Below are 21209 nucleotides of genomic sequence, written 5' to 3'. Positions count from 1 at the left end.
ACAAAAAACCTGAAATGAGGTAGGACATGAAGCCGGGCTATCACGACATTTATACCCGCTATCGCGATAACATCACGCGCGGCGTACTGAAGCCCGGCGACAAAGTGCCTGCCATCCGCGTGCTGGCTGAAGAGCTTAAGGTCGCGCGAAAAACCGTTGAAACAGCCTATGCCATTCTGACTGGGGAAGGATATCTGGTAAGCCAGGGCGCGCGCGGGACGCGGGTGAATCCGGATCTTCTGCTACCCGCGCAAAACGCCCCGGCAGAACAAGCGACCGGCACGCTGCCGGCGTCGTTGATTAGCCAGCGCGAACGGGCCGGTTTTCTGCGCCCCGGCATTCCCGCGCTCGACAGCTTCCCCTATAAAAAATGGCTGCTGCTGGCAGGCCAGGCGACGCGCGCCATGCGACAGGATGAAATGCTCAACCCGCCGGTGCTGGGCTGGTATCCGCTGCGCGAGGCAATTGCCCGCTATCTCAATATCTCGCGCGGGTTGTCCTGCACCGCAGAACAGGTGCTGATCACCAGCGGCTACAGCGGCAGCCTGCGCCTGATCCTCGACACGCTCGCCAGCCGCAGCGATAAGGTGGTATTTGAGGATCCGGGCTACTTTATGGGCCAGCAGTTGCTCAAACGCATTGTGCCCCGCCTGCACACCGTGCCGGTCGATCGCGCAGGGATGGATACGGACTACCTGCTGCGTAATCACCACGATGCCCGCTTCGCCATCGTTACCCCGTCGCACCAGAGCCCGCTGGCGGTGACGCTCTCCCTGCCGCGCAAGCAGCAGCTGCTCGACTGGGCGTCACAAAACGAGGCATGGATTATCGAAGATGATTATGACGGCGAATTTCACTACACCCGCAAAGTGCTGCCGTCGCTGAAAAGCCTCGACCAGCATGACAGGGTGATCTTTATGGGCACCTTCAGCAAAACCATCATGCCTTCACTGCGCATGGGCTACGTGGTGATGCCCGCCAGCACCGTCGGCGCGTTTACCGACAGCGCGGACATCCTCACCAGCGGCCAGCCGGTGCTGACGCAAAAAATCCTCACCACGTTTCTCAACGAGGGGCATTTTTTCCGTCATCTGAAAAAGATGCGCGCGCTCTATCAAACCCGCCGCGACTGGATGATTGCCGCCCTGCGTGAGGTCTATGGTGATCTGTTCTTCACCGAGCAAAACGACGGTGGAATGCATATTGTCGCGTTCCTCGCAAAGGGAAGCGCTGACCGGGAGATCGCCCGCTGCTGGCAGGAACAGCAATTGCAGGTCAATGCGCTTTCGGCGTGGTATCGCGGGTCGGGCAAACGCTACGGGCTGGTGATGGGCTATAACAACGTGCGGTCATATCAGGAGGCGGTTGAGCTGCTTGAAAGGCCGAAACGGCAGACGCTTGCGCTGTTGAGCTGAAAACCGCCGGGTGGCGGCTGCGCCTTACCCGGCCTACGGTCTCCTGTAGGCCCGGTAAGCGTAGCGCCACCGGGCAACCCTATGCTCATACATCATATCGCGATAACCCGACGTCCTTGAGTTGCTCGTCGCTCATCTGGCTCAGAATACGGCGGGTACGGTTGATGCGATACCAGTTACGCAGCGTTTTCGCTACCCAGACAAACGCGATAAACGGACGTTTTGAACGATTCTCGTAGAATTCCATGATGCTCTCCTCGCTGTGCCAGTGGAGTTATCATCATGGAAAACGGCCAGTACAATACAGATTCAAAAACTGCTTTTGTTTACCATACAGATCCGCTAAAACGGTATCTGCATGGTGGTTTAGCCATCAATCTGTACTGGTTTAATGCTCTGTATGGTGAAAAAAAAGGATACAGCATGACGCGCTATCAACATCTGGCCAACCTCCTGGCGGAACGTATCGAACAAGGGCTGTATCGCAGCGGTGAACGTCTGCCGTCGGTACGCACGCTGAGCCAGGAGCACGGCGTGAGCATCAGCACCATACAGCAGGCCTACCAGATCCTCGAAAACCGCCAGCTGATTACGCCTCAGCCGCGCTCCGGCTATTTTGTCTCGAAACGCAAAGCCCAGCCGCCCGTCCCGGCGATGACGCGCCCGGTACAGCGCCCCGTGGACGTCACCCAGTGGGACGAAGTGATGATGCTGCTGGACGCCCGCGCCGACAAAGAGATGATCTCCTTTGGCGGCGGCTCACCGGACATTAACCAACCGAGCCTGAAGCCGCTGTGGCGTGAGATGAGCCGCATTGCGCAGCATAATCCGGGCGAAATGCTGAGCTATGACGTGCTCGACGGGCGCCTGGAGCTACGCGAGCAAATCGCCCGCCTGATGCTGGATGGCGGCTCCACCGTGGCGGCAAACGAGATTGTCATCACCAACGGCTGCCACGGCGCGCTGTCGATCGCCCTGCTCTCGGTGTGCAAGCCGGGTGACATCGTGGCGGTCGAGTCACCATCGTTTCACGGCACCATGCAGATGCTGCGCGGCTTTGACATCAAGGCCATTGAAATTCCCACCGATCCCGAGACCGGGATCAGCATCGAGGCGTTAGAGCTGGCGCTGGAGCAATGGCCGATCAAGGCGGTGATCCTGGTGCCGAACTGCAATAACCCGCTCGGGTTTATCATGCCGGAGTCTCGCAAGAAGCAGGCCTTAGCCCTGGCACAGCGGCACGATATCGTGATTGTTGAGGATGACATTTACGGCGAGCTGGCGGCGGAGTACCCGCGTCCACGCACCATTCATTCTATGGACATAGATGGCCGCGTGCTCTTATGCAGCTCGTTTACCAAAACCGTGGCGCCGGGCCTGCGGGTCGGCTGGATCGTGCCGGGACGCTATTACGACCGGGTGATGCACATGAAGTACGCCGCGGGCGGGTTTAACGTGCCGGGCACGCAGATGGCGGTGGCGGCGTTTATTCGCGACGGCCATTACCATCGCCACGTGCGCCGTATGCGTCAGATTTATCAGCAGAATATGGAAACCTATACCTGCTGGGTGCGGCAGTATTTTCCGGCAGAGATATGCGTCACCCGCCCGCAGGGAAGCTTCCTGCTGTGGGTTGAGCTGCCGGAGACGGTCGATATGGTGTGCGTCAGCAAGCAGCTGTGCCGTCTGAAGATCCAGGCTGCGGCCGGGTCGCTGTTTTCTGCCTCCGGGAAGTACCGCAACTGCCTGCGGATCAACGTGGCGTTGCCGCCGACGGAGAAGAACCGCGAAGCGCTGAGGAAGATGGGCGAGGCAATTGTGATTGCGATGGAGGAGTAGTGCGACCTGTTGCCCTCACCCCAACCCTCTCCCAAAGGGAGAGGGTGGAAACCGCCACCGGGCAATGGTCAACGACTCAGAACTTCCACGAAACGCTGCCAACAATGCTGCGTTCTGCACCGAAGTAGCAGTAAGAGAGCGAGTTACACGCCGCGACGTAGCTTCTGTCCGTCAGGTTATTGACGTTCAACTGCGCGCTCACGCCCGTGAGCCCCACTTTCGACAGGTCATACCCCACGGTCATATCCACCAGCGTGTACGACGGAAGCGTATGGGTGTTCTGGCGATCGCTGGCGATCCCGTTGACATAGCGCACGCCGGAGCCGACGGTCAGGCCGTCCAGAGGGCCGGTTTTGACGTCGTAGCTCAGCCAGGCGCTGGCCATGTTACGCGGGGCATAAACGGCGCGCTTGCCCTCCTCTTCCGGGCTGCTCTTCTTGTAGCGAATATCCGTGTAGGTGTACGCGGCCTGCATACGCAGGCTGTCGGTCAGCTGACCAATCGCCTCCAGTTCAACGCCTTCGGATTCGATTTCACCGATGGAACGGTACGGATCGGTCGGCTCCTCTTTAGTGGCAATGTTCTTCTGGTTAATGCGGAACACCGAGGCGCTGAACTGGCTGTTCAACCCCTCCGGCTCATACTTCACACCCGCTTCCCACTGCTTGCCCTTCATCGGATCCAAAATGTTGCCCTGCTCGTCGGCAAAGCTGGTCGGCGTAAAGGCGGTAGAGTAACTGACGTACGGCGCGACGCCGTTATCAAACAGATACAGCAGCGCCGCACGGCTGCTGAAGTTGTTTTTATCCAGATCGCTGCGGGTGTGGTTGAAGTTGTCGACGTTCGACACGCTCACCTGGTCGTAACGCCCGCCCAGCGTGAGGCGCCAGCGGTCAATGGACATCTGATCCTGTAGGTAGTAGCCGGTCTGGCGCAGCTTGTGTTTTTCCCTGCTGTACTGGGTGATGTAGTCCGGCTTTGCGCCGTAAACAGGATGGAAAGCGTCAATCGGCGGGAAGCCGCCGTAGTAGCCGGTGACGTTGTTGGTGCGGTCCTGGTAGTCCATGCCGATCAGCACGCGGTGGTTTACCGCCCCGGTATCGAAGCTGCCGTCGACCTGGTTATCCAGGGTGATGGCGTTCATCTTCTCGTCAGAGCCGGAATAGCCGCGGTTCAGCTCGGTGTCATTCAGCCAGCCTGCGGCATACACCTGGTTCAGCTCGACTTTGGTGTGCAGGTAGCGCAGCTTCTGGCGCACGGACCAGCCGCTGTCAAACAGGTGCTCAATGTTATAGCCGACCATGTTTTCCCGACGATCGTACTTGTCGTAATCGTCCTCGCCCTCGAAGAAGGTGTTGGAGATTTTCTTACCGCTGTGCGGTACAACGGTGCCCTCATATGGCAGGCCGGAGTGGCTGCCGCCTTCCGGATCGCGGTGCAGGTAGGCCATCAGATCCAGACGGGTGTTGTCGGTGATACGCCAGGTCAGGCTCGGCATCAGGGCGTAACGCTCTTCCTTCAGCGGATCGAACTGGGAATCGGCATAGCGGGTCATCCCGCTGAGGCGCACCGCCACGCGGTCGTTATCATCAACCGGGCCAGTGACGTCGAACATCGCCCCACGCTGGTTATTGTTACCGGCGAAGAGCTTGATCTCCCCGCCAGGATCGAACGATGGCTTACGGGAGGTGAGCGCCACAATCCCGCCCGGCGATGAGCGGCCATAGAGCACGGAGGCCGGACCGCGCACGACTTCGATACTGTCCAGGAACCACGGGTCAACCACCAGCGAGCTGTGGGAGTTGGTGTCGCCCATCATCTTCAGGCCGTCGAGGTAGACGTTGTCCAGGCTGCCGTCCGAGAAGCCGCGCAGCACCATGTAGTCAAAGCGGTTTGACGCCCCGATCTGGTTGCTGTAGACCCCCGGCGTGTAGCTCACGGCCTGACGCACGCTGGTTGCGCCCTGCTCTTCGAACTGCTCGCGAGTGACGATAGAGACCGACTGCGGGGTTTCAATATCCGGTGTTTCAAGCTTGGTGGCCGCAGACTGCATCTGCGAGGTCACCACCACGGTGTCAGTTTTTTGGGCATCCTGCGCCAGTAAAGGAAAAGCAACGCTACCGGTAACCCATCCCACCAGCAGTGCCAGACGCGATTTAGCAAACATAACCCTCTCCAGAGATATTTCTTATTGTTAATAAGAATTATTACCTTTTTGAGAGTGCAAACGGCTATGCGTGCCGCCAGGTTACGTATGCGCGATGCTAAACCACACGGAATGCATTCGCGCGACAGGAGAAATTACGTTAGCGGAGTTTGCGCACGTCCCCCGGTGAAATCCCGTAATGACGACGAAACGCGGTGGCAAAGTTGGTGGCATGCTGATACCCGCACATCCAAGCCGCCTGCTGCACGCTGTGGCCTTCCAGCAGATAGCGGCGCGCCAGCGCAAGGCGACAGTCGCGAAGGTAATCGAAAAGCGTGCAGCCGTAGCGCTGACGGAACTTGCTGCGCAGGCTGCTTGGGCTCATTGCGGCAAGGGCTGCCAGCTGCGCGAGAGTATGATCCCGTTCAGGAGACTGTTCCAGCAGGCTCCGCACGCGTTCAAGACGCGCATGCTCAGGCCGGCGCGGGCAAGGCTGCTGGCGCTGGTTGAGGCCATGGCCGAGCAGCTGATACATCAGCCCCTCCAGCAACAGCTTGCGTGAGAGCACGCTTCCCCCCTGCCGCTGCGCATGCAGAATACCTGACATCACAAACTCGGGAACCTGCCAGACAAACGCGGGTGCATTCAGGCTTTGCCATTCCAGAAGCAATGACTCAAGCAGGGCTTCACGTCCGGCATCGTGCGGGTAGACGCCAAACGAGAGCGTTTTCAGCGTGCTATCGGCATCGTGACGCGCGCTCATCACCTGATCTTCACTCAGACGTGAGCTGAACGCCATGCCCGGGCGGACGGGATAATTGATACCATTGAGTGTGAGCGTCACGCACCCTTCCAGCACCACCAGCATATAGAGCGGGCTGCTGTGGCGAGAGGTGGTTTCATAGGGCTGTAATACACGTACGTCGGAGTGGGTCAGCGAAATGCCGGACGAGAGCATCATCTCTTCAACATTCCCCTGCAACACGGGGCTACCGCTGACCTGCGCCTCTTTTAACTGGGGGAAACGGTAGTCGATGCCGTAGCGCTCGCCGAATACCTGAAAATCTTCAACAAAAAATATGCGTTTCGCTGATCTATTTTCACTCTGGAGCATCATTCGGGGCCTGCATCGGGGAAAGGACAGGCAAAACAGTATCATCCATTTGTAATGGCAGCAATCACCGGGCGCAGACACTATTACGCTCCGGACGAAGCCGGAGCGAAGGCATATATTTCCTTGCGAGAAATATATTTATGCTTCCTGCCACTCAGCAAAAACCTCTTTATGGTTTTTGGTCAGGACAACTTTATTATCTTCGACCTTATCAACCCAGCCGAGAGGAATAAAGTGGTGTTTGCCACCCGATTCCGGATCGCTCTTCGCAAGCTTGATACGCTCACCATCAAGATGGTCCACAACCCCGACGTGCGTTCCGCAGCTGGCGACAACCTGAGTGTGATCCTTAATTGCGCTTTTATCTACCATAATTATTCTCCTGTTTCGGTTATTTGCCTGTTGCACGAAATTAACTGTAGCGCATAAATTCAGGCTTAAACATCCTGTTAGCATTTTGAAACATCATTGACAGAACTGAATATTAAGTCTACTTAATGCCGAAATGGAAAAATAAGAATGAGATGAATTATTACCGACTGATTATTTCCCGTTCATAATTAGATTATCGCAACCAACGAGGAGGTATTTATGACGATTCGCAATAATCGGGCAGAAATTTCACTGGCTCTTGGTGAAGCGGTTTTAGACATCGTGCAAAAAGGCCATGAAGTATCGCGAGAAAATCTCGCCCAGGCGATGAAAATCAAAGCGGAGAAAGAGCGCGACGATGAGCGGCTTCTTAACTACTGGAAGGCCTGTAATATGCTGGTTTGAACCTGGCGGCGTTTAGCCTGACTAAACGCCGCCTGCTGTTACTCGTCGAAGAACCAGTAGCCCTGGTTAATCAAACCGGTCAGCTCTTCCACAAACGCAGGATTATTCAGCGCATCGCCCAGCTCAGCCTGGCCGAGCTCGGTGAAGCGGCACAGCGCGTCCGCCCCGTTCACATCCGCCGTTTCCAGCTGTTCGCTGTTGATAAAGACGCTGCCGTTGATGTTCAGCACGCGCAGTCCGCTCAGGCGGGAGAGCGTTTCGCCCCCTTGCAGCGCGTCGAGCACCTCTTCTGCGGAATACGGCGGCTCGGCGGCGGCAATATCCAGCTCGTGACGCGGCGTGGAGACGAAGCTGCCAAACCATTTCGTAAAATCATCTGGCTTGCTAATCATGTCGATCATCATCTGGCGAATGCGTTCGAGCTCGTACTGCTCCACGCGACCAGGGTGTTCGCGGCAGGTCAGATCCGGATCGCTGTAGTGTTCGCCACCCAGATCGTTCTCCAGCGCGTAGTCGGCAAAGCTGCTAATCAGATCGCGACCGTTCGGCCCGCGGAAACCGACAGAGTAGTTGAGCGCGGTTTCATGGGTGAAGCCGTCATGCGGGAATCCAGGCGGAATGTAAAGGATATCGCCCGGCGCCAGATCTTCGTCGATGATCGGCTCAAACGGATCGACATGCAGCAGGGCCGGATGCGGACAGAACTGACGCATCGGCAGCTTGTCCCCCACGCGCCAGCGGCGGCTGCCCATCCCCTGGATAATAAACACATCGTACTGATCGATATGCGGCCCAACGCCGCCACCCGGGACGGAGAAGGAGATCATCAGGTCATCAAGACGCCAGTCCGGCAGGACGCGGAACGGACGCACCAGCTCTGCTGCGGGCATATGCCAGTGGTTCACCGCCTGCGCCAGCAGGGACCAGCCGGTTTCACCGAGGTTATCGAAATGCTCAAACGGGCCATTGCTCGCCTGCCACTTGCCGTTAGCATGGCTTACCAGGCGGCTATCAACTTCCGGCTCCATCGCCAGACCCGCCAGTTCATCAGGGGTAATGGGGTCCACAAAATTCGGGAAGGCATTTTTCAGCACAACGGGTTGTTTTTGCCAGTATTTTTCAAGAAATTCCGGCCAGTTCAGGTTCAGTTGATACGCCATGGGTAGCACCAGTGAGAGGGGAGACAGGCGCGATTATAGAAGAGACAGCCAGGGGGGAACTTGTCATGGGTCAATCGAGCGCGCGTAGGTCGGGTAAGGCGAAGCCGTCACCCGACGCACACGCGGGCTTAAACTTAATCCAGGTTCAGCTCGTCATAATGGGTGATCAGTTTGCCCACGATGCCGTAGTCCAGCGCTTCCGCCGGTGACATCCAGAAGTTACGGTCGGTGTCTTTCTTCACTTTCTCCAGCGGCTGGCCGGTGGCGTCAGCAATCAGCTTGTTCACGCGTTCCAGCATGCGGATGATCTCGCGCGCTTCGATTTCGATATCCGTTGCCTGACCGCGCACGCCGCCCAGCGGCTGGTGGATCATAAAGCGGGTATTCGGCAGAGCGTAGCGGTGCTCTTTTTTCGCCGCCAGGAAGATGGTGATCCCGGCGCTCGCCACCCAGCCGGTGCCGATCACATGCACTTCCGGACGGATAAACTTAATGAAGTCGTGGATGGTGTCGCCCGCTTCCACGTGGCCGCCCTGACTGTTGATGTACAGCTTGATCGGATCGTTGCTGACGCTTTGCAGCAGGATCATCTGAGTGATGACCTTCTGGGCCAGCTCCTGGTTAATCTCTCCGGAGATGACAATCGAACGGGATTCCAGCAGTTTTTGCTGTAGAGCGCCCGCGCCGTTTGTTCCTTCCGCTTTTTCCTTGTCGCTTTCTTTCAGTGTGTAGTGCATTGTTGTTTCCTCAGCTTGTCGCGCTCAAAACCAGAGTGTAGCCTGTTTTACCCGTCAAAGTCCTCAAGCGCACACAATGCGAACATCCTGTGCCACAAAGGTATCGATAAGGTCCCTCTCCATATTCTCGTCCACCACCAGCACGTCAATGTCGCGGCTATTTGCCACCACGTAGCGCGCCACGCCGGGAAGCTTGTCCGGGGTCAGCGCGACAATGGTCTCGTTACTCTGGGCAATCACCGCTTTTTTGAACTCACAGTCGGCAAAATCAAAGCCGGTCAGCCCCGTATCAGGATCCATCGCGCAGCCGCCGATAAAGGCCTGATCGAAGATAATCCCCTGGATCTGGCTCACCGCCGTTGCGCCAGTCGCCCCACCGGATGCCCGCTGGATCGGCCCGCCGATCATAATTACCTCGCACAGCGGATGGTGCAGCAGCGCCGCCGCAATAACCGGCGAATTGGTCACCACCGTAACGCTCAACTCCGCAGGCAACGCTTTCGCCAGCGCCAGATTCGTCGTGCCGGTATCGATAAAAATGCAGCAGCCTGCCTTGACAAGCGTTGCAGCTTTCTGCGCGATTGTGATTTTTTTTGCACTGTTTATCTGCTCGCGGCTGATAAAGCTCCCCGCCTCCGGCAGCTGAAGCACCGCCCCGCCGTAGACCTTTTTACAGATGCCCTTCTTGCTCAGCTCGTGCAAATCACGGCGTATAGTGTGCTCTGAAACCCCCATCTGGACCGCCAGCTCTGCGCACACCACTCTTCCACTTTCGGTCAGGATCTGACGGATCCGAGCTTGTCGTTGCTCCGGAAAAGCAGCATAATCGAGCATTACAAATCCTTTAAATAAACATAATCGCGTATCAGTACGCATAATGTTGCACAACCGCGCAAGACAAACAACGAGGGTTATGATGAATATTGCACATGTCGCGCTCTGGACCCGTAATCTGGACGCCCAGCTCAAGTTCTGGGAAACGATTTTTAGCGGGCGCAGCAACGAGCGCTACCTCAGTAAAAACCGCCAGGGCTTTGCCTCGCACTTCATTACGCTGGACAACGGGCCGACCATTGAGCTGATGACCGTCCCCGACCTGCCCGACGCCCCCGTTTATCCAGAGTTTATCGGCTGGGCGCATATCGCCATTGATGTTGGCAGTAAAGCAAAGGTGGACAGCATGGCGGAGCAGGCACGCTCGGGCGGAACGTTGCTCAGCGCCCCGCGGATGACGGGAGATGGATTTTATGAAGCCGTGATTGCCGATCCGGACGGAAACCGGATTGAGCTTGTGGGTGAGTCTACCAGTTAAGCGATCGCCACCGCTCTGTGCGGCGCAGGAAGGGAACGCCCTCAATATTTATCACACATTTTGGTGGCTGGAAATTAAGGCTTATCACGTCTTATGATGCCCCTTTACAAAAGGGGGCGTCAGGATGAAGGCAGATTTTTTAAAAATCATTAACCGTAAATTTTTCATCGCCATTATAACCTCGTCCACCTTCGTGACAGGGTGTACCTTTAGCGTTATATGGTTCTATCTCGCTAACATTGACCGACTGGATATTCTTTATGATGCGTTGAGCGTGACGAGCGCTATTGGCATCATATTTGGTTTCACTCTGCTTTCCCTGTTCGGCTTCAGTATCGTTATATTTATTTCGTCTTTCTTACTGTATTTAATCTACTTATCGAATGAACAATCGCTAAAGCATTATGAAGGCTTACCCTCACGACTCGCGAATGTGAGTCTGGTAAACAGCATCATGATTTGCATCGTGTTTATCAGCGGCATGAGTCTTTATTATTTTCGCAACTGGAATGGATTTGCCGTTACGATAACGGCGATCGGCCTGCTTCTGTTGACGACCTGGAGTATGTCGAGATGGCAAATTTTCACCCATGTATATGTTAAAATTGATAACGCGCTGGAAAAGAAATACCTCGCAACATGGCCGATTAAGTTCGGGTTACCTGCTTTATTGCTTATTCCTGCGTGTGTTCAGGTCCTCCCACTTCTGTTCGTGACCAGCCAGCTTGATTTTAACAGTGAAACAAGCATGCTCGCGCAATTAACCATTTTCACCGGGCTGTCAGTGGTTCTGGCCGTGGTCGGCATTTTTCCTGGTATGATCCTCGTAAGTGAACAGAAAAACATCATCCAGATGATAACGACAATAGTGATTGTCATTCCGGCCCTGGTGTTCCTGATGACGATTTTCTTTAGACCCACGCCGAACTTGCTTATCAACATGACCCTCAATCTTTCTGGCATCAGTGACTGGCGGACTCACCAGTATTACATCGAGACGCAGACGCATCCCCACGCCATGTTTGACGGAGCAACGTGGAACACCCGTTACTATAAAGAAATCCCGTCACGATTTTTTATCACTGGGGTAAATATCTTTTCACTGGGTAATATTCAGCTCATATGCCCAAGCCAGATTAACGCAGCGAGAGCGGCAAGTCTGAAAACAACGGCGGATGATTTCGAGGCTTACGATCTCCGCAGTAAAGCGCTGAAGCGCACAGCCATGAAATGTATCCCATTCAAAAAAGAACAGATCCATCAATGGGATTCACCGATTTCCGACCCTGTATTTTATCAAAAAGTAAAATCGACAGGCAGTAACAGCATTCTGGATCTCCTCAAGGAGATTAAACCGCCGCACGCATCGTAATGTCAGGGGCCAGACACCTGCCCGGCAGGTGTCTGGCAGCATTAATTTACCCGCACAGGACGAACGCTGTGCTCTTCGCTACCCGGCTCCCCTTCCCTACTCAACCTGCGCTCCGCCAGCAGACGACAAACCTCCGCATGCTTCTCTTCGGTAAAGGTAAAGCGCGACATAAACCCCATTCGGATCAGCGAGCCTATCGCCGGTAACAAACAAATCCCGAAGAACAGCCCCGCCAGCACGCCTTCGCTCTGGCTCTGCGCCTGCGGCACGTAGCCGATCATCGTCAGGAACACGCCGATTAGCCCGCCGCCTACCGCCACCGACATCTTGCCGGTAAAGGTCTGCCCGGAGAAAGTGATCGCCGCGCAGCGCTTGTGGGTGTGGTATTCCGCGTACTCGATGGTGTCGGCGATCATCGAAGAGGTGAGGATGTTGGTCATCATCACGAACAGCGTGCTCAGGCCGAGCAGGATAAACAGCAGCGCCGTGTGCTGATAGCCCGTGAACCACATCACCACGCGCACCGCCACGTCCAGCCCGCAGAGGATCATAAACAGCTTCCGCTTCTGCATCCGGCGGGTCAGCAGCGGGGCGACCAGGCACAGCACCGCCGCCACTATCCCCATCACGCCAATTGCCATTTGCAGGCTGCCGTCGCCCATGTTGTTGATAAAGAAGTAGATATAGAGACCGCCCGCCACGTTATGGAACACGCAGAAAAAGAACGACAGCAGGACAATAAACAGCGGCTTGTTCTGGCGCAGGTTGTGGAAGGTGTCGCGCATCGTCACCTTTTCCGGGCTCGGCGGAACGCGCTCTTTGATCTGCATAAAGCCGTTGAGCATCAACGGCAGGCCCACCAGCATCATCACCAGCGCCGCCATAAAGTAGCCTTTATCGTTGCTGTACTGGGCGAAGAACGCTGCCAGCTTTGGGAAGAAGATGTTGGCGCAGGCAATCCCGGCGTTCACTCCGAGCATCGCCGCCGTCACCGCGCGGGTGCGCTGGCCGGAGTCGTTGGTCATCACCGATGACATCGACCAGAACGGGATATCGGAGATGGCGTACAGCGTCCCCCACAGGATATACGTCACCCCGGCGTAGAGGATTTTGGTGGTCATATCCGCTTCGATTTTATAGAACGCCAGCAGGGTGACCCCGGTGATCAGCAGCGGGGCGATCAGTAAAAAGTGGCGAAACTTGCCGAACCGGCTGTTAATGGTGTCCATAATGCTGGCAAACAGCGGATCGTGAACCGCATCCCACGCACGGGCAATCAGGAAGATAGTACTTGCCGCCAGCGCCGAGATCCCCAGCACGTCGGTGTAAAAATAGTTAATAAACGAACCCACTAAACCAAAGCTAAAACACTGACCTAAACCATAGCCAAAGTAAGACCACAACTCGCGAGACGGTATTTTCATTGTCATTGCCATAGTGCGTACCTGGTTGCCCGGCGACAGCGCGCCGGGTCATTATTATTAGCCCTGCGGATTCGGGGCGATTTTGCGCAGCTTCTTCATCAGCGCGATTTCAGCGCGTGAGAACGGGATACCGTTCTCCTCAAACACGTCGTGGAACCACAGGCGGCAGTAGTCCGTGGACTCCTTCATCACTACCGGCCACGGCAGCCAGGTCTGGGTTTTACCGCGCACCAGCCCCCACTGATACGGCGCGACCTTCGCCATGTACATCAGCGGGAGCTGCTCTTCGATGGTGCCGCCCACGTGACGCGCCAGCCATTCGGTGCAGAAGATTGGGCGGCCCAGCGCCTGAAGCTGCTGGATAATCGCCGTCATGCGCCCGGTATTGGTATAGGCGTGGTAGCTCACCACATCTGACAGCGCCAGCGCGGTCTGGTCCAGCGGGTGCCGGTAAAACGTCTCGCCCTCTTCTTCCGCCGGCAGACGCCACGCGCAGACGGTGAGCGGCTGGGTCGGGTCTTCCTCACGCACCCAGCGGAACGCCTGCTTCATCAGCTCGTGCGCGCAGGTTTCCAGCTTCTCGTCGTACAGCACCTCTTCGGTGCCCGTCGCGAAAATGCCTCGGTTGCCCGGCTCGTTATATAGATCCCAGAGCAGCACGCGCTTATCCTCGCGGAACTGGCGCACAACGTCGCGGATATAGCGCTCAATCTGTGGCCAGCAGTCGCGATCGCACACCTTATCGCGTCCCGGGCTCGCTGCCGCCTGGCTGTTGTGCTTGCCCGGTACGGGCGGCTTTTGCGGGCCGAGGTACGGCTCGTCGCCGGAGAAGCCGCAGTCGTCCATCAGGGTCAGCATGGTGCTGAACCCGTGACTGTCGGCAATCGTCAAAAAGCGGTCGATGCGCGCCATCAGCCCGTCGCGGTCGTGCTCCCAGACGATGAACGGCAGGTTGATGCGCAGGGTGTTATAGCCCGCGTCCGCCGCCCAGCCCAGCTCGCGGTCGATGGTGTCGGCATCGAAGGTCTCTTCCTGCCAGATATCGGTCCAGTTCACCGCCGTCGACGGCAGATAGTTAAACCCGCACAGCCAGCCTTTCTGCTGATACCACGCCTGTGCCTGCTCCCTGCTCCACTGCTCTTTCATTACGCATCCTCTTGCTGATAATATTTAGCTAATAAATATTAGTTGCAGAATAAATGCGCAAATCGCGGCACTCAGAAAAGCGACGCCTCTCACAAAGTTCACGCTTCGATGGATGAGAAACGTGATCGACGGCGCGGAAGCGCGCGGTTAGGGTATGATGCAAATTCGCGAAAGGGAGAGGACGGATGAAGCGAAAAACAAAAGTGACGATGAACGATATTGCGCGGGCGGCGGGGGTGTCGCAGGCGACGGTATCGCTGGTGCTCAACCAGTCCCGCAACATCAAGCTCAGCGACGACACCCGCCAGCGGGTGATCAACGTCGCCACCGAACTCGGCTATGACCGCCTCCCCGCCATTCACGCTCCGCGCAACCAGGAGGAGATCGCCCTGCTGGTCAGCTCCATGCAGAGCTTCGACCCGTTTATCGACGCCATCAGCCAGGCGCGGGAAGCGGCGTGGCGCAACGAGACCCTGCTCACCGTCTACGACTACGGCGACGACGTGGAGCTGGCCCTGAACATCATCCGCCAGCTGGACAAGCGCAACTGCATCGGGATTATCCTTGCCTCTCCGGTCACGAACGTCGTCGATATGACGGCCTTCCAGGACTGCACCCGCATCCCGCTGGTGCTGCTCAACCAGCGAGACCCCGGCTCGCCGCTGCTGCCGTCGTTTATTCCGGACGACTACGCCAACGCTTTCCAGGTTACCAGACACCTCATCGCCTGCGGCGCCAGCCGTATTGCCCATATCACCGGCGAGAGCTGGATGGAGGCCTCGCGCCAGCGTCTGGCGGGCTACCAGGCGGCGCTACAGCAGGCCGGACTCGCGTGCGACGACGGCCTGGTGCGCCAGACCAACTGGCAGTTCAGCGAGTCCTTTACCGCGACAGCTTCGCTGCTGGAACTGGCCGAGCGCCCGGACGCCATCTTCTGCGCCAGCGACTGGCTGGCGATTGGCTGCTATCAGGCGCTGGCGGTGAACGGCGTGCGCATCCCGCAGGACATGCTGCTGGCGGGCTACGACGACCAGAAGATTTCCGAGCAGCTCACCCCGCCGCTGACCAGCATCCAGTTGCCTTACAGCGAGCTGGGACGGCTGGCGGTGGAGTACCTGTGCAATCAGGAAGATGCCGCCACGCACGTGACGCTGGCGGGCAGGCTGAAGGTGCGCGCCTCAAGCAGCGGTGCCTGAGCCGCTTTACCCCTGCGTTTTTGCATGATAGGTTAATTCGATGAACACACGCTCCGCCGTACTCACCATTAAACGCTGGTGGCTGCCTTCTTAAAGGCGGCCCGGAGTTGTTTTCCCCATTTTCAGATAGCCGCCGAAAGGCGGCTTTCTCACATCTAAGACCCCTTTCGGCATTACAAGGTTAAGGAGTCTTTATGAATACGCAAACTATCCTCACCGGCGACCGCCCAACCGGCCCGCTGCACCTAGGTCATTTCGTCGGCTCGCTGCGCCAGCGCGTGGCGCTCCAGCAGACGCACAACCAGTTTGTGCTGATTGCTGACCTTCAGGGGCTGACCGACAACGGCAGCAACCCGCAAAAAATTCGCGACAACATCCCCGAAGTGCTAGCCGACTACCTCGCCGCGGGCATCGACCCGAACCTGACCACGATCTGCCTGCAATCCGCCCTGCCCGCCCTCGCCGAGCTGACGATGCTGTATATGAACATCGTCACCGTCGCCCGCGTGGAGCGTAACCCGACGGTGAAAAACGAGATTGCGCAGAAAGGCTTTGCCCGCTCGCTGCCGGTTGGGTTTATGGCCTACCCCATCAGCCAGGCAGCGGATATCACCGCGTTCAAGGCCGAGTGCGTGCCCGTCGGAGACGACCAGTTGCCGATGATTGAGCAGACCAACGAGATTGTGCACAAGATGAACAGCCTGCTGCCCGCCCCGGTGCTGCGCCACTGCAAGGCGATGCTGAGCGACACCAGCCGCCTGCCCGGCATCGACGGCAGCGCCAAGATGTCGAAATCGCTGGGCAACACGCTGCACCTTTCGGCCAGCGAAGAGACGATTCACCGTGCGGTCAGCGCGATGTACACCGACCCGAACCACCTGAAGGTGAGCGACCCGGGGCAGATTGAGGGGAACGTGGTGTTTACGTATCTCGACGCTTTTCATCCGGACAAGGAGAAAGTGGCGGCGATGAAGGCGCACTATCAGGCAGGCGGGCTGGGTGACAGGGCGTGTAAGAACGAGCTGGAGGCGTGTTTGCAGGAACTGATTGCGCCAATGCGGGAGCGGAGGGCGATGTACATGCAGGATAAAGGGGAGCTGATGGCGATGCTGAAGCGCGGGACCGAATGGGCGCAGGGGGTGACGCAGGCGACGTTGAGGGAGGTGAAGGTTGGGCTGGGGGTGCCGGTGTTTTGAAATAACGTCATGCAGCGTATGTATTCAAATATAACATGCGCTGCATAATATTATTTATCGGCAATTCAGGGAATATTACATTTATAATTAACAGGAACCATTACTATCCCTTCTTTAAAAGATGACCAATATCAATCTGGATATTTATTTCGGATTTTAGCCCGCTTTATTAACCACTTTATGTATATTCGCCTTACAGTCTAAAACCTAGCATTGCTGCATTTACTCTTCTGCTCCTACAAGGAATTGTCATGCAGCTTTATACCAATGAATTTACCGCTGAATTAAAAGCGGAAATAGATCGTTCGCCTTTTTCCGCTGAAGAACTGGCCGCCATGCCTGAGGACGCGCGCGCCATCATTGCCGAACAGGAAGCCTTTCATCGACAACATCCCGTCACCGCCATCTGGCGGATCGCCACGGCTGGCAGCCAGACCCGAATGGGCGGCATGGTACTTCCCGTCGATCGTGAAGCCACAGTGCTCATGGACGATGGGAGTTACACCAGCCCGATTGTCGAAGGAGACTGTGTGGCCTATCCGGATGGAACGCTCGCCACGATTATGACCTCATCAGGAACCGCTTTTACGTGGAAAGGACACGGCGTTGCGCTGGTCGGCAGCCTGCTTGATAACGATGATGAAATTATCAGCACACCGCTCGGCAGTACTTATCTGGTCACCCGCGAAGGGATTCCACCTCAAGAGGATTTCTTAACCTGGCCCGGAGAATAGGCCATGGGCTACCGATCCACGAACTACGGCCGCGGTCAGGCGCTGCACGGCGACAGAACGACTACCGGCGCAATATGCTGTAGCACCCTGCCCAACTGCACCGAGCACGGTCGCGGCGTTATCCGCGTTGGCGATAAAACTACGGCATGCCCTAAATGCGGCAAGCAGGGCTTTGTTGCAGACGGCGAACCTCGCGTTAACTGGATGGGGCAAGCCTCAGCCGTCGATGGTTCTGTCGTCATTTGTGGCTGCCCGCACGGAACTAACCGCGTGATCGCCCCATCGGGAGAGTGGCTCGGCTCCGGTCCCTCTCCTGAACAGATCGCACAGGAAAAGCATCAGGCCATGCTCGCAGCACGCCGAAAAGAGGAAGAGGCCGAAGCACAGCGACAAACAGAAGAACGCGATCGCAACCGGGTCTTTGCGAAATCGTGCCTGCGCGGTGAAGGATGTAACGATGCAGGCACCGAAAGTGAGCCGCACACCAACTTCGCCGAGATGGCGTTTTACCAGGCCATACCCAACAATGCCCCGCAACACGCCCAGGCGGCAAAGCGTAAGGCGATCCCAAAACCAAAGCAACGCAGCGCGCTTTATCTCTGGTGGAATGGACATCACGAGGAGATGGACTATCAGGCTGCCGTTGCAGCCGAAGAAAGGGCCTGGACCGCGCGGAACGCGATAGCCGATGCCAGCGAAATCGTACTGGTTGGCGGGCGTACCATCACTTCCGGCACATGGGCCGTGCGCGGCGCTGCACCTGGCGAGATAGCTACGGGAGGTCTTGGTGCACCTGTCGCAGGGCTGCTGATAGGGATGTATCCCGGCAAGCTGAACGACGGCGAGCAGGATTTTATCGACAGGATGCGCGCCGAACAGATGCGGGAAGCCCCTACCCGCGTTCGCTTCACCTGGGAGAACGACGCCAGCGGTAACCCGACACCGCGCGGCTGGCATACGCCGCCGGGCAAAGACAGCGTGCGCGTTCGCAGGATGGAGTGGGATAGCCGACGCCAGGCGTACACCTTTACCACCGAAGAAGACCCCGGTATCACCCTTATCTGGACATCGGACCGCACCGGAGACAGTAAGCCTTGGGATACGGGCAATCACAACCCGGTACGGATACCGACCCCGGTTGTGGTTGATCCGCTGCCGGAGGATACGGGGATTGGTGCGACGACCAGCCCGACACCGGAAGAGAAGACGTTTGCGGATTATATTCTGATTCTGCCGGCGGGCGGGGTGCCGCCGATTTATGTCTATATTAATTCAGATCACAAATACCATTCACCTCCTAAAGGAAACCCTCCTTTATCTGCATTTCCTGATGCTAAGAAAGCTCAAGCGAAAACACCAATTAAGGGGGGAGGAAAACTGCGTACCCGTTGGAAGGATTCAAAAGGTAAAATTTACGAATGGGACTCTCAACACGGTACAGTTGAGGTATATGATCGTTCAGGACGCAATCACCTCGGTGAGTTTGATCCCACTACGGGTAAGCAAACTAAACCAGCAGACCCAACCAGAAAGGTAGAAAAATAATGATCATTTACACAATTGATGCATACAGCAAAACAGATGAAGATTTGCTTTTCGAAATCGAAATACCTCATCAAAACCTCAATGATCTATGTATGATTATGGAGATGAATGCTGAAGATAGAAGCGATTTTTCGCATGGTATTGGCGTCTATAATATCGATGAGCATCAGGCTCATCGTTTAGAAAGCCTTCTTGGGAAAAAATTTTATTCTGATGATTTAACCTTTCAGCTCTCTGGAGGGGAAATTTAACCTAACTTTAGAATCAATAATTTAAAAAAGAAGGCTGCCATGGGTTTGAAGATTAGATTGCAATGGTATGATATGAGGACTGAACTAGGTGAAGGTACAGAATTTTCGAACGATTTCGGCGATAATGAGGAGATCATGACCAAAGGTCTTCATATGCCGACTAAGAACAATGTGAATAATGGTTTTTTTGATGTTGAAGCCGAATGGATACCCGTTCTTCAGCCCCACTTCGTACATAAAATAACCCCCACTATTTATGACTATCAGGTTTCTTTCGACTATAGGGATAACTGGTGAGAGGCATTGCCCGATAATCTTATCGGGCACATTAAAAGATCTCATCTACGATTTAAAAATGGATAAAATTGAAGATTACACAGAAGAGCAATTTTTGGAATTTGTAAGAAAAATTCTTGATGTATCTGGTACCACTGAAGCTGAAGATATAAAAAACATCCTCGAATTCAAACGATTGACGCAGCACCCTGATGGTTCTGATCTTATTTACTATCCACGAGAAGGCAGAGAAGACACTCCCGAGGGCGTAGTCCAGGAAGTAAAGGAGTGGCGTAGCGCAAATGGCAAACCCGGTTTCAAGCCATAGCAAAGATAATCACGCTTTCTGAATCCGTACTCTACTTTACAACTTATCGAATAGCGGGTGACTGTTAAGCTCCGGATAGCCAATTGAAACTAACGAATACGGAATATTTTGTAAATGGAACCTACTCTCGCACAAGTAATTGAGGTCGTACGTGAGTCCTCTGGGATACATCGTAAACCTATTGATAGCAACACCTGGATTGAGGCCGATTTACATATTTGCGGTATGGACGGCGAAGACCTACTGGAAGACTGCGAAGAAGCGTTTGGCGTTCAGCTTGCCACGGAAGAAGATGGCTATATGACAACGTTCTCTCTCGCAGAGAATGAGTATCTGTTTACGGGTGAAGGTATAGACTTTTTTGGCATCTGTCGGTTTATCCGCTGGGTACGTGGCATACCCGAACCTGTTATACGCGATTTAACCGTCGGCGAACTTCACGCTGTGCTGGTTAAGGTTGTGAAAGAGCAGGTAAAGCACGAGTGATTTTTACTTACAACGGGCATGGGATGACATGCCCGTTTTATTGCTTCACGGATTACATTGGATGGGAAGCACAGTTACTCCAATATCGCCTGCCCTGTTCCACGCTTAACAGTCGGTATATCTCCAGTATCATTCAGCGCTCCCGGGAACGTCTTCAACCACTGCGCGACTTTCTGTTTATTGATATTCACCACACTCATACCTTCCAGGCATCCCCATAATTCTCTTGTATGTTGTGGCGTAATCACAATGCAGTCTTTCATGGCGCGGATTTTCACCGGCATGCCGTCGATAAAGCCCGCACGGGTTAACCACTCGCCGCCCAGAAGAAGGTATTTCATATCTATGCGGGAATAGAGTTCGCAGCAGGCTGCACTGTCCTGCGGCGTTTCGGCGCGGGGATGGACGGGCGCCGCGTTGGGCTGGTCGCCGTGAAGTCGGCGGGCGCTGTTTTTGCGCACCAGCTCGCGGTTTTCAATCATGCCGGTGAAAGCGTCTGATTCTGTTTTGCAAACAGTAAACTCTGGCTTAAAATTCGTCGCAGCCATTTTCAACTCCTTGTAAGTTGTTTGTGGTTAGCGGTATGGGGGTGTTGCAGCACCTTCATATCGCGAATTCTCTCTCTAAATATTTCTTGATACTTCCTTTGCCGTTCGGCGTAATTTCTGGTGCCTATTATACAAGGCTGAATATAAATACAGCGGTTTGGTGTGGGGTAAATTTGGAATTTGCGAGGAGGATTCAGGAAATAAGGT

23 protein-coding genes are annotated in these 21209 nt (G+C 55.6%); 13 read left to right on the top strand and 10 right to left on the bottom strand.

Going from position 1 to position 21209, the window contains the following annotated elements; all coding sequences use genetic code 11:
• The first annotated feature begins 26 nt into the window (after window positions 1–26).
• Window positions 27–1415 (top strand): PLP-dependent aminotransferase family protein, encoded by a 1389-nt coding sequence (locus RS584_RS02875; protein ID WP_015572573.1) that lies wholly within the window; start codon window positions 27–29, stop codon window positions 1413–1415.
• Between the two features lie 85 nt (window positions 1416–1500).
• Here RS584_RS02875 and RS584_RS02870 read toward each other — a convergent pair whose 3' ends face one another.
• Window positions 1501–1662, bottom strand: a complete 162-nt coding sequence (locus tag RS584_RS02870) for a DUF1127 domain-containing protein (RefSeq protein WP_003863073.1) — start codon at window positions 1660–1662, stop codon at window positions 1501–1503.
• A 176-nt stretch (window positions 1663–1838) separates the two neighbouring features.
• Between RS584_RS02870 and RS584_RS02865 the strand changes: the two genes are divergently transcribed.
• Entirely contained in the window at window positions 1839–3254 is a 1416-nt protein-coding gene (locus RS584_RS02865; protein ID WP_315748904.1) for a PLP-dependent aminotransferase family protein, read from the top strand.
• A 76-nt stretch (window positions 3255–3330) separates the two neighbouring features.
• Here the strand turns inward: RS584_RS02865 and foxA are convergent, their stop codons facing one another.
• The 3 genes from foxA to RS584_RS02850 form a co-directional block, all read right to left on the bottom strand.
• Window positions 3331–5439 (bottom strand): ferrioxamine B receptor FoxA, encoded by a 2109-nt coding sequence (gene foxA, locus RS584_RS02860; RefSeq protein WP_315749911.1) that lies wholly within the window; start codon window positions 5437–5439, stop codon window positions 3331–3333.
• Between the two features lie 121 nt (window positions 5440–5560).
• A complete protein-coding gene (locus tag RS584_RS02855) occupies window positions 5561–6517 on the bottom strand; it encodes a helix-turn-helix domain-containing protein (protein WP_017694577.1) in 957 nt (318 codons plus the stop codon).
• A 135-nt stretch (window positions 6518–6652) separates the two neighbouring features.
• Window positions 6653–6886 carry a DUF2171 domain-containing protein gene (locus RS584_RS02850; RefSeq protein ID WP_003863067.1) on the bottom strand — a complete coding sequence of 78 codons (234 nt, stop codon included), beginning with the start codon at window positions 6884–6886 and terminating at the stop codon, window positions 6653–6655.
• Between the two features lie 219 nt (window positions 6887–7105).
• On the opposite strand from RS584_RS02850, the gene RS584_RS02845 reads away from it, so the two are divergent.
• On the top strand, window positions 7106–7291 hold the full coding sequence (locus tag RS584_RS02845) for a hypothetical protein (protein ID WP_023295865.1): 186 nt from the start codon (window positions 7106–7108) through the stop codon (window positions 7289–7291).
• Window positions 7292–7329: 38 nt separating this feature from the next.
• Here the strand turns inward: RS584_RS02845 and RS584_RS02840 are convergent, their stop codons facing one another.
• The 3 genes from RS584_RS02840 to RS584_RS02830 all read right to left on the bottom strand — a co-directional run bounded on the left by RS584_RS02840 (window position 7330) and on the right by RS584_RS02830 (window position 10022).
• Complete coding sequence (locus RS584_RS02840; protein ID WP_193042016.1) at window positions 7330–8451, bottom strand: cupin domain-containing protein; 1122 nt, start codon at window positions 8449–8451, stop codon at window positions 7330–7332.
• A 134-nt stretch (window positions 8452–8585) separates the two neighbouring features.
• A complete protein-coding gene (locus RS584_RS02835) occupies window positions 8586–9188 on the bottom strand; it encodes an ATP-dependent Clp protease proteolytic subunit (RefSeq protein WP_015572566.1) in 603 nt (200 codons plus the stop codon).
• A 63-nt stretch (window positions 9189–9251) separates the two neighbouring features.
• Window positions 9252–10022, bottom strand: a complete 771-nt coding sequence (locus RS584_RS02830; protein WP_315748903.1) for a DeoR/GlpR family DNA-binding transcription regulator — start codon at window positions 10020–10022, stop codon at window positions 9252–9254.
• 82 nt (window positions 10023–10104) lie between these two features.
• On the opposite strand from RS584_RS02830, the gene RS584_RS02825 reads away from it, so the two are divergent.
• A complete protein-coding gene (locus RS584_RS02825; RefSeq protein WP_315749908.1) occupies window positions 10105–10500 on the top strand; it encodes a VOC family protein in 396 nt (131 codons plus the stop codon).
• Window positions 10501–10624: 124 nt separating this feature from the next.
• Window positions 10625–11872 carry a hypothetical protein gene (locus tag RS584_RS02820; protein WP_315748902.1) on the top strand — a complete coding sequence of 416 codons (1248 nt, stop codon included), beginning with the start codon at window positions 10625–10627 and terminating at the stop codon, window positions 11870–11872.
• Between the two features lie 41 nt (window positions 11873–11913).
• Here the strand turns inward: RS584_RS02820 and RS584_RS02815 are convergent, their stop codons facing one another.
• Both RS584_RS02815 and RS584_RS02810 read right to left on the bottom strand, forming a co-directional pair.
• On the bottom strand, window positions 11914–13308 hold the full coding sequence (locus RS584_RS02815) for an MFS transporter (RefSeq protein WP_315748901.1): 1395 nt from the start codon (window positions 13306–13308) through the stop codon (window positions 11914–11916).
• Between the two features lie 45 nt (window positions 13309–13353).
• Window positions 13354–14442 (bottom strand): cellulase family glycosylhydrolase, encoded by a 1089-nt coding sequence (locus RS584_RS02810; protein ID WP_315748900.1) that lies wholly within the window; start codon window positions 14440–14442, stop codon window positions 13354–13356.
• A 185-nt stretch (window positions 14443–14627) separates the two neighbouring features.
• Here RS584_RS02810 and RS584_RS02805 point away from each other — a divergent pair, with 185 nt between their 5' ends.
• The 8 genes from RS584_RS02805 to RS584_RS02770 all read left to right on the top strand — a co-directional run bounded on the left by RS584_RS02805 (window position 14628) and on the right by RS584_RS02770 (window position 20454).
• The gene (locus RS584_RS02805) at window positions 14628–15638 is read left to right on the top strand and encodes a LacI family DNA-binding transcriptional regulator (RefSeq protein WP_315748899.1); all 1011 of its coding nucleotides are present in this window, start codon (window positions 14628–14630) and stop codon (window positions 15636–15638) included.
• A 194-nt stretch (window positions 15639–15832) separates the two neighbouring features.
• Window positions 15833–16834: a tryptophan--tRNA ligase gene (gene trpS, locus RS584_RS02800; RefSeq protein ID WP_315748898.1), complete on the top strand. Its 1002-nt coding sequence runs from the start codon at window positions 15833–15835 to the stop codon at window positions 16832–16834.
• A 251-nt stretch (window positions 16835–17085) separates the two neighbouring features.
• A complete protein-coding gene (locus RS584_RS02795; RefSeq protein WP_315748897.1) occupies window positions 17086–17568 on the top strand; it encodes a hypothetical protein in 483 nt (160 codons plus the stop codon).
• A gap of 3 nt (window positions 17569–17571) precedes the next feature.
• Window positions 17572–19113, top strand: coding sequence for a colicin E3/pyocin S6 family cytotoxin (locus RS584_RS02790; RefSeq protein WP_315748896.1), 1542 nt, complete (start codon window positions 17572–17574; stop codon window positions 19111–19113).
• Window positions 19113–19364, top strand: a complete 252-nt coding sequence (locus tag RS584_RS02785) for a hypothetical protein (protein ID WP_128772009.1) — start codon at window positions 19113–19115, stop codon at window positions 19362–19364. Before RS584_RS02790 ends, RS584_RS02785 begins: the two co-directional genes overlap by 1 nt.
• A gap of 39 nt (window positions 19365–19403) precedes the next feature.
• Window positions 19404–19661: a colicin E3-like toxin immunity protein gene (locus tag RS584_RS02780; protein ID WP_045339573.1), complete on the top strand. Its 258-nt coding sequence runs from the start codon at window positions 19404–19406 to the stop codon at window positions 19659–19661.
• 58 nt (window positions 19662–19719) lie between these two features.
• On the top strand, window positions 19720–19968 hold the full coding sequence (locus tag RS584_RS02775) for a bacteriocin immunity protein (RefSeq protein WP_128772010.1): 249 nt from the start codon (window positions 19720–19722) through the stop codon (window positions 19966–19968).
• Between the two features lie 114 nt (window positions 19969–20082).
• A complete protein-coding gene (locus RS584_RS02770) occupies window positions 20083–20454 on the top strand; it encodes a hypothetical protein (RefSeq protein WP_045339569.1) in 372 nt (123 codons plus the stop codon).
• 74 nt (window positions 20455–20528) lie between these two features.
• On the opposite strand, the gene RS584_RS02765 is transcribed toward RS584_RS02770, so the two are convergent.
• Entirely contained in the window at window positions 20529–21002 is a 474-nt protein-coding gene (locus RS584_RS02765) for a SymE family type I addiction module toxin (RefSeq protein WP_315748894.1), read from the bottom strand.
• Between the last annotated feature and the right edge of the window lie 207 nt (window positions 21003–21209).

The sequence above is a fragment of the Enterobacter sp. DTU_2021_1002640_1_SI_PRY_ASU_LCPMC_013 genome, assembly GCF_032389435.1.
GTDB classification, from domain to species: Bacteria; Pseudomonadota; Gammaproteobacteria; order Enterobacterales; family Enterobacteriaceae; genus Enterobacter; species Enterobacter hormaechei_C.
This window is presented reverse-complemented; position numbering and strand designations above follow the sequence as displayed.

What these genes read in the sequence shown, in the direction of transcription:
- RS584_RS02875 (WP_015572573.1), top strand. Translation starts at nt 27, where the DNA reads ATGAAGCCGGGCTATCACGACATTTATACCCGCTATCGCGATAACATC.
- RS584_RS02870 (WP_003863073.1), bottom strand. Translation starts at nt 1,662, where the DNA reads ATGGAATTCTACGAGAATCGTTCAAAACGTCCGTTTATCGCGTTTGTC.
- RS584_RS02865 (WP_315748904.1), top strand. Translation starts at nt 1,839, where the DNA reads ATGACGCGCTATCAACATCTGGCCAACCTCCTGGCGGAACGTATCGAA.
- RS584_RS02855 (WP_017694577.1), bottom strand. Translation starts at nt 6,517, where the DNA reads ATGATGCTCCAGAGTGAAAATAGATCAGCGAAACGCATATTTTTTGTT.
- RS584_RS02850 (WP_003863067.1), bottom strand. Translation starts at nt 6,886, where the DNA reads ATGGTAGATAAAAGCGCAATTAAGGATCACACTCAGGTTGTCGCCAGC.
- RS584_RS02845 (WP_023295865.1), top strand. Translation starts at nt 7,106, where the DNA reads ATGACGATTCGCAATAATCGGGCAGAAATTTCACTGGCTCTTGGTGAA.
- RS584_RS02840 (WP_193042016.1), bottom strand. Translation starts at nt 8,451, where the DNA reads ATGGCGTATCAACTGAACCTGAACTGGCCGGAATTTCTTGAAAAATAC.
- RS584_RS02835 (WP_015572566.1), bottom strand. Translation starts at nt 9,188, where the DNA reads ATGCACTACACACTGAAAGAAAGCGACAAGGAAAAAGCGGAAGGAACA.
- RS584_RS02830 (WP_315748903.1), bottom strand. Translation starts at nt 10,022, where the DNA reads ATGCTCGATTATGCTGCTTTTCCGGAGCAACGACAAGCTCGGATCCGT.
- RS584_RS02825 (WP_315749908.1), top strand. Translation starts at nt 10,105, where the DNA reads ATGAATATTGCACATGTCGCGCTCTGGACCCGTAATCTGGACGCCCAG.
- RS584_RS02820 (WP_315748902.1), top strand. Translation starts at nt 10,625, where the DNA reads ATGAAGGCAGATTTTTTAAAAATCATTAACCGTAAATTTTTCATCGCC.
- RS584_RS02815 (WP_315748901.1), bottom strand. Translation starts at nt 13,308, where the DNA reads ATGGCAATGACAATGAAAATACCGTCTCGCGAGTTGTGGTCTTACTTT.
- RS584_RS02810 (WP_315748900.1), bottom strand. Translation starts at nt 14,442, where the DNA reads ATGAAAGAGCAGTGGAGCAGGGAGCAGGCACAGGCGTGGTATCAGCAG.
- RS584_RS02805 (WP_315748899.1), top strand. Translation starts at nt 14,628, where the DNA reads ATGAAGCGAAAAACAAAAGTGACGATGAACGATATTGCGCGGGCGGCG.
- trpS (WP_315748898.1), top strand. Translation starts at nt 15,833, where the DNA reads ATGAATACGCAAACTATCCTCACCGGCGACCGCCCAACCGGCCCGCTG.
- RS584_RS02795 (WP_315748897.1), top strand. Translation starts at nt 17,086, where the DNA reads ATGCAGCTTTATACCAATGAATTTACCGCTGAATTAAAAGCGGAAATA.
- RS584_RS02790 (WP_315748896.1), top strand. Translation starts at nt 17,572, where the DNA reads ATGGGCTACCGATCCACGAACTACGGCCGCGGTCAGGCGCTGCACGGC.
- RS584_RS02785 (WP_128772009.1), top strand. Translation starts at nt 19,113, where the DNA reads ATGATCATTTACACAATTGATGCATACAGCAAAACAGATGAAGATTTG.
- RS584_RS02780 (WP_045339573.1), top strand. Translation starts at nt 19,404, where the DNA reads ATGGGTTTGAAGATTAGATTGCAATGGTATGATATGAGGACTGAACTA.
- RS584_RS02775 (WP_128772010.1), top strand. Translation starts at nt 19,720, where the DNA reads ATGGATAAAATTGAAGATTACACAGAAGAGCAATTTTTGGAATTTGTA.
- RS584_RS02770 (WP_045339569.1), top strand. Translation starts at nt 20,083, where the DNA reads ATGGAACCTACTCTCGCACAAGTAATTGAGGTCGTACGTGAGTCCTCT.
- RS584_RS02765 (WP_315748894.1), bottom strand. Translation starts at nt 21,002, where the DNA reads ATGGCTGCGACGAATTTTAAGCCAGAGTTTACTGTTTGCAAAACAGAA.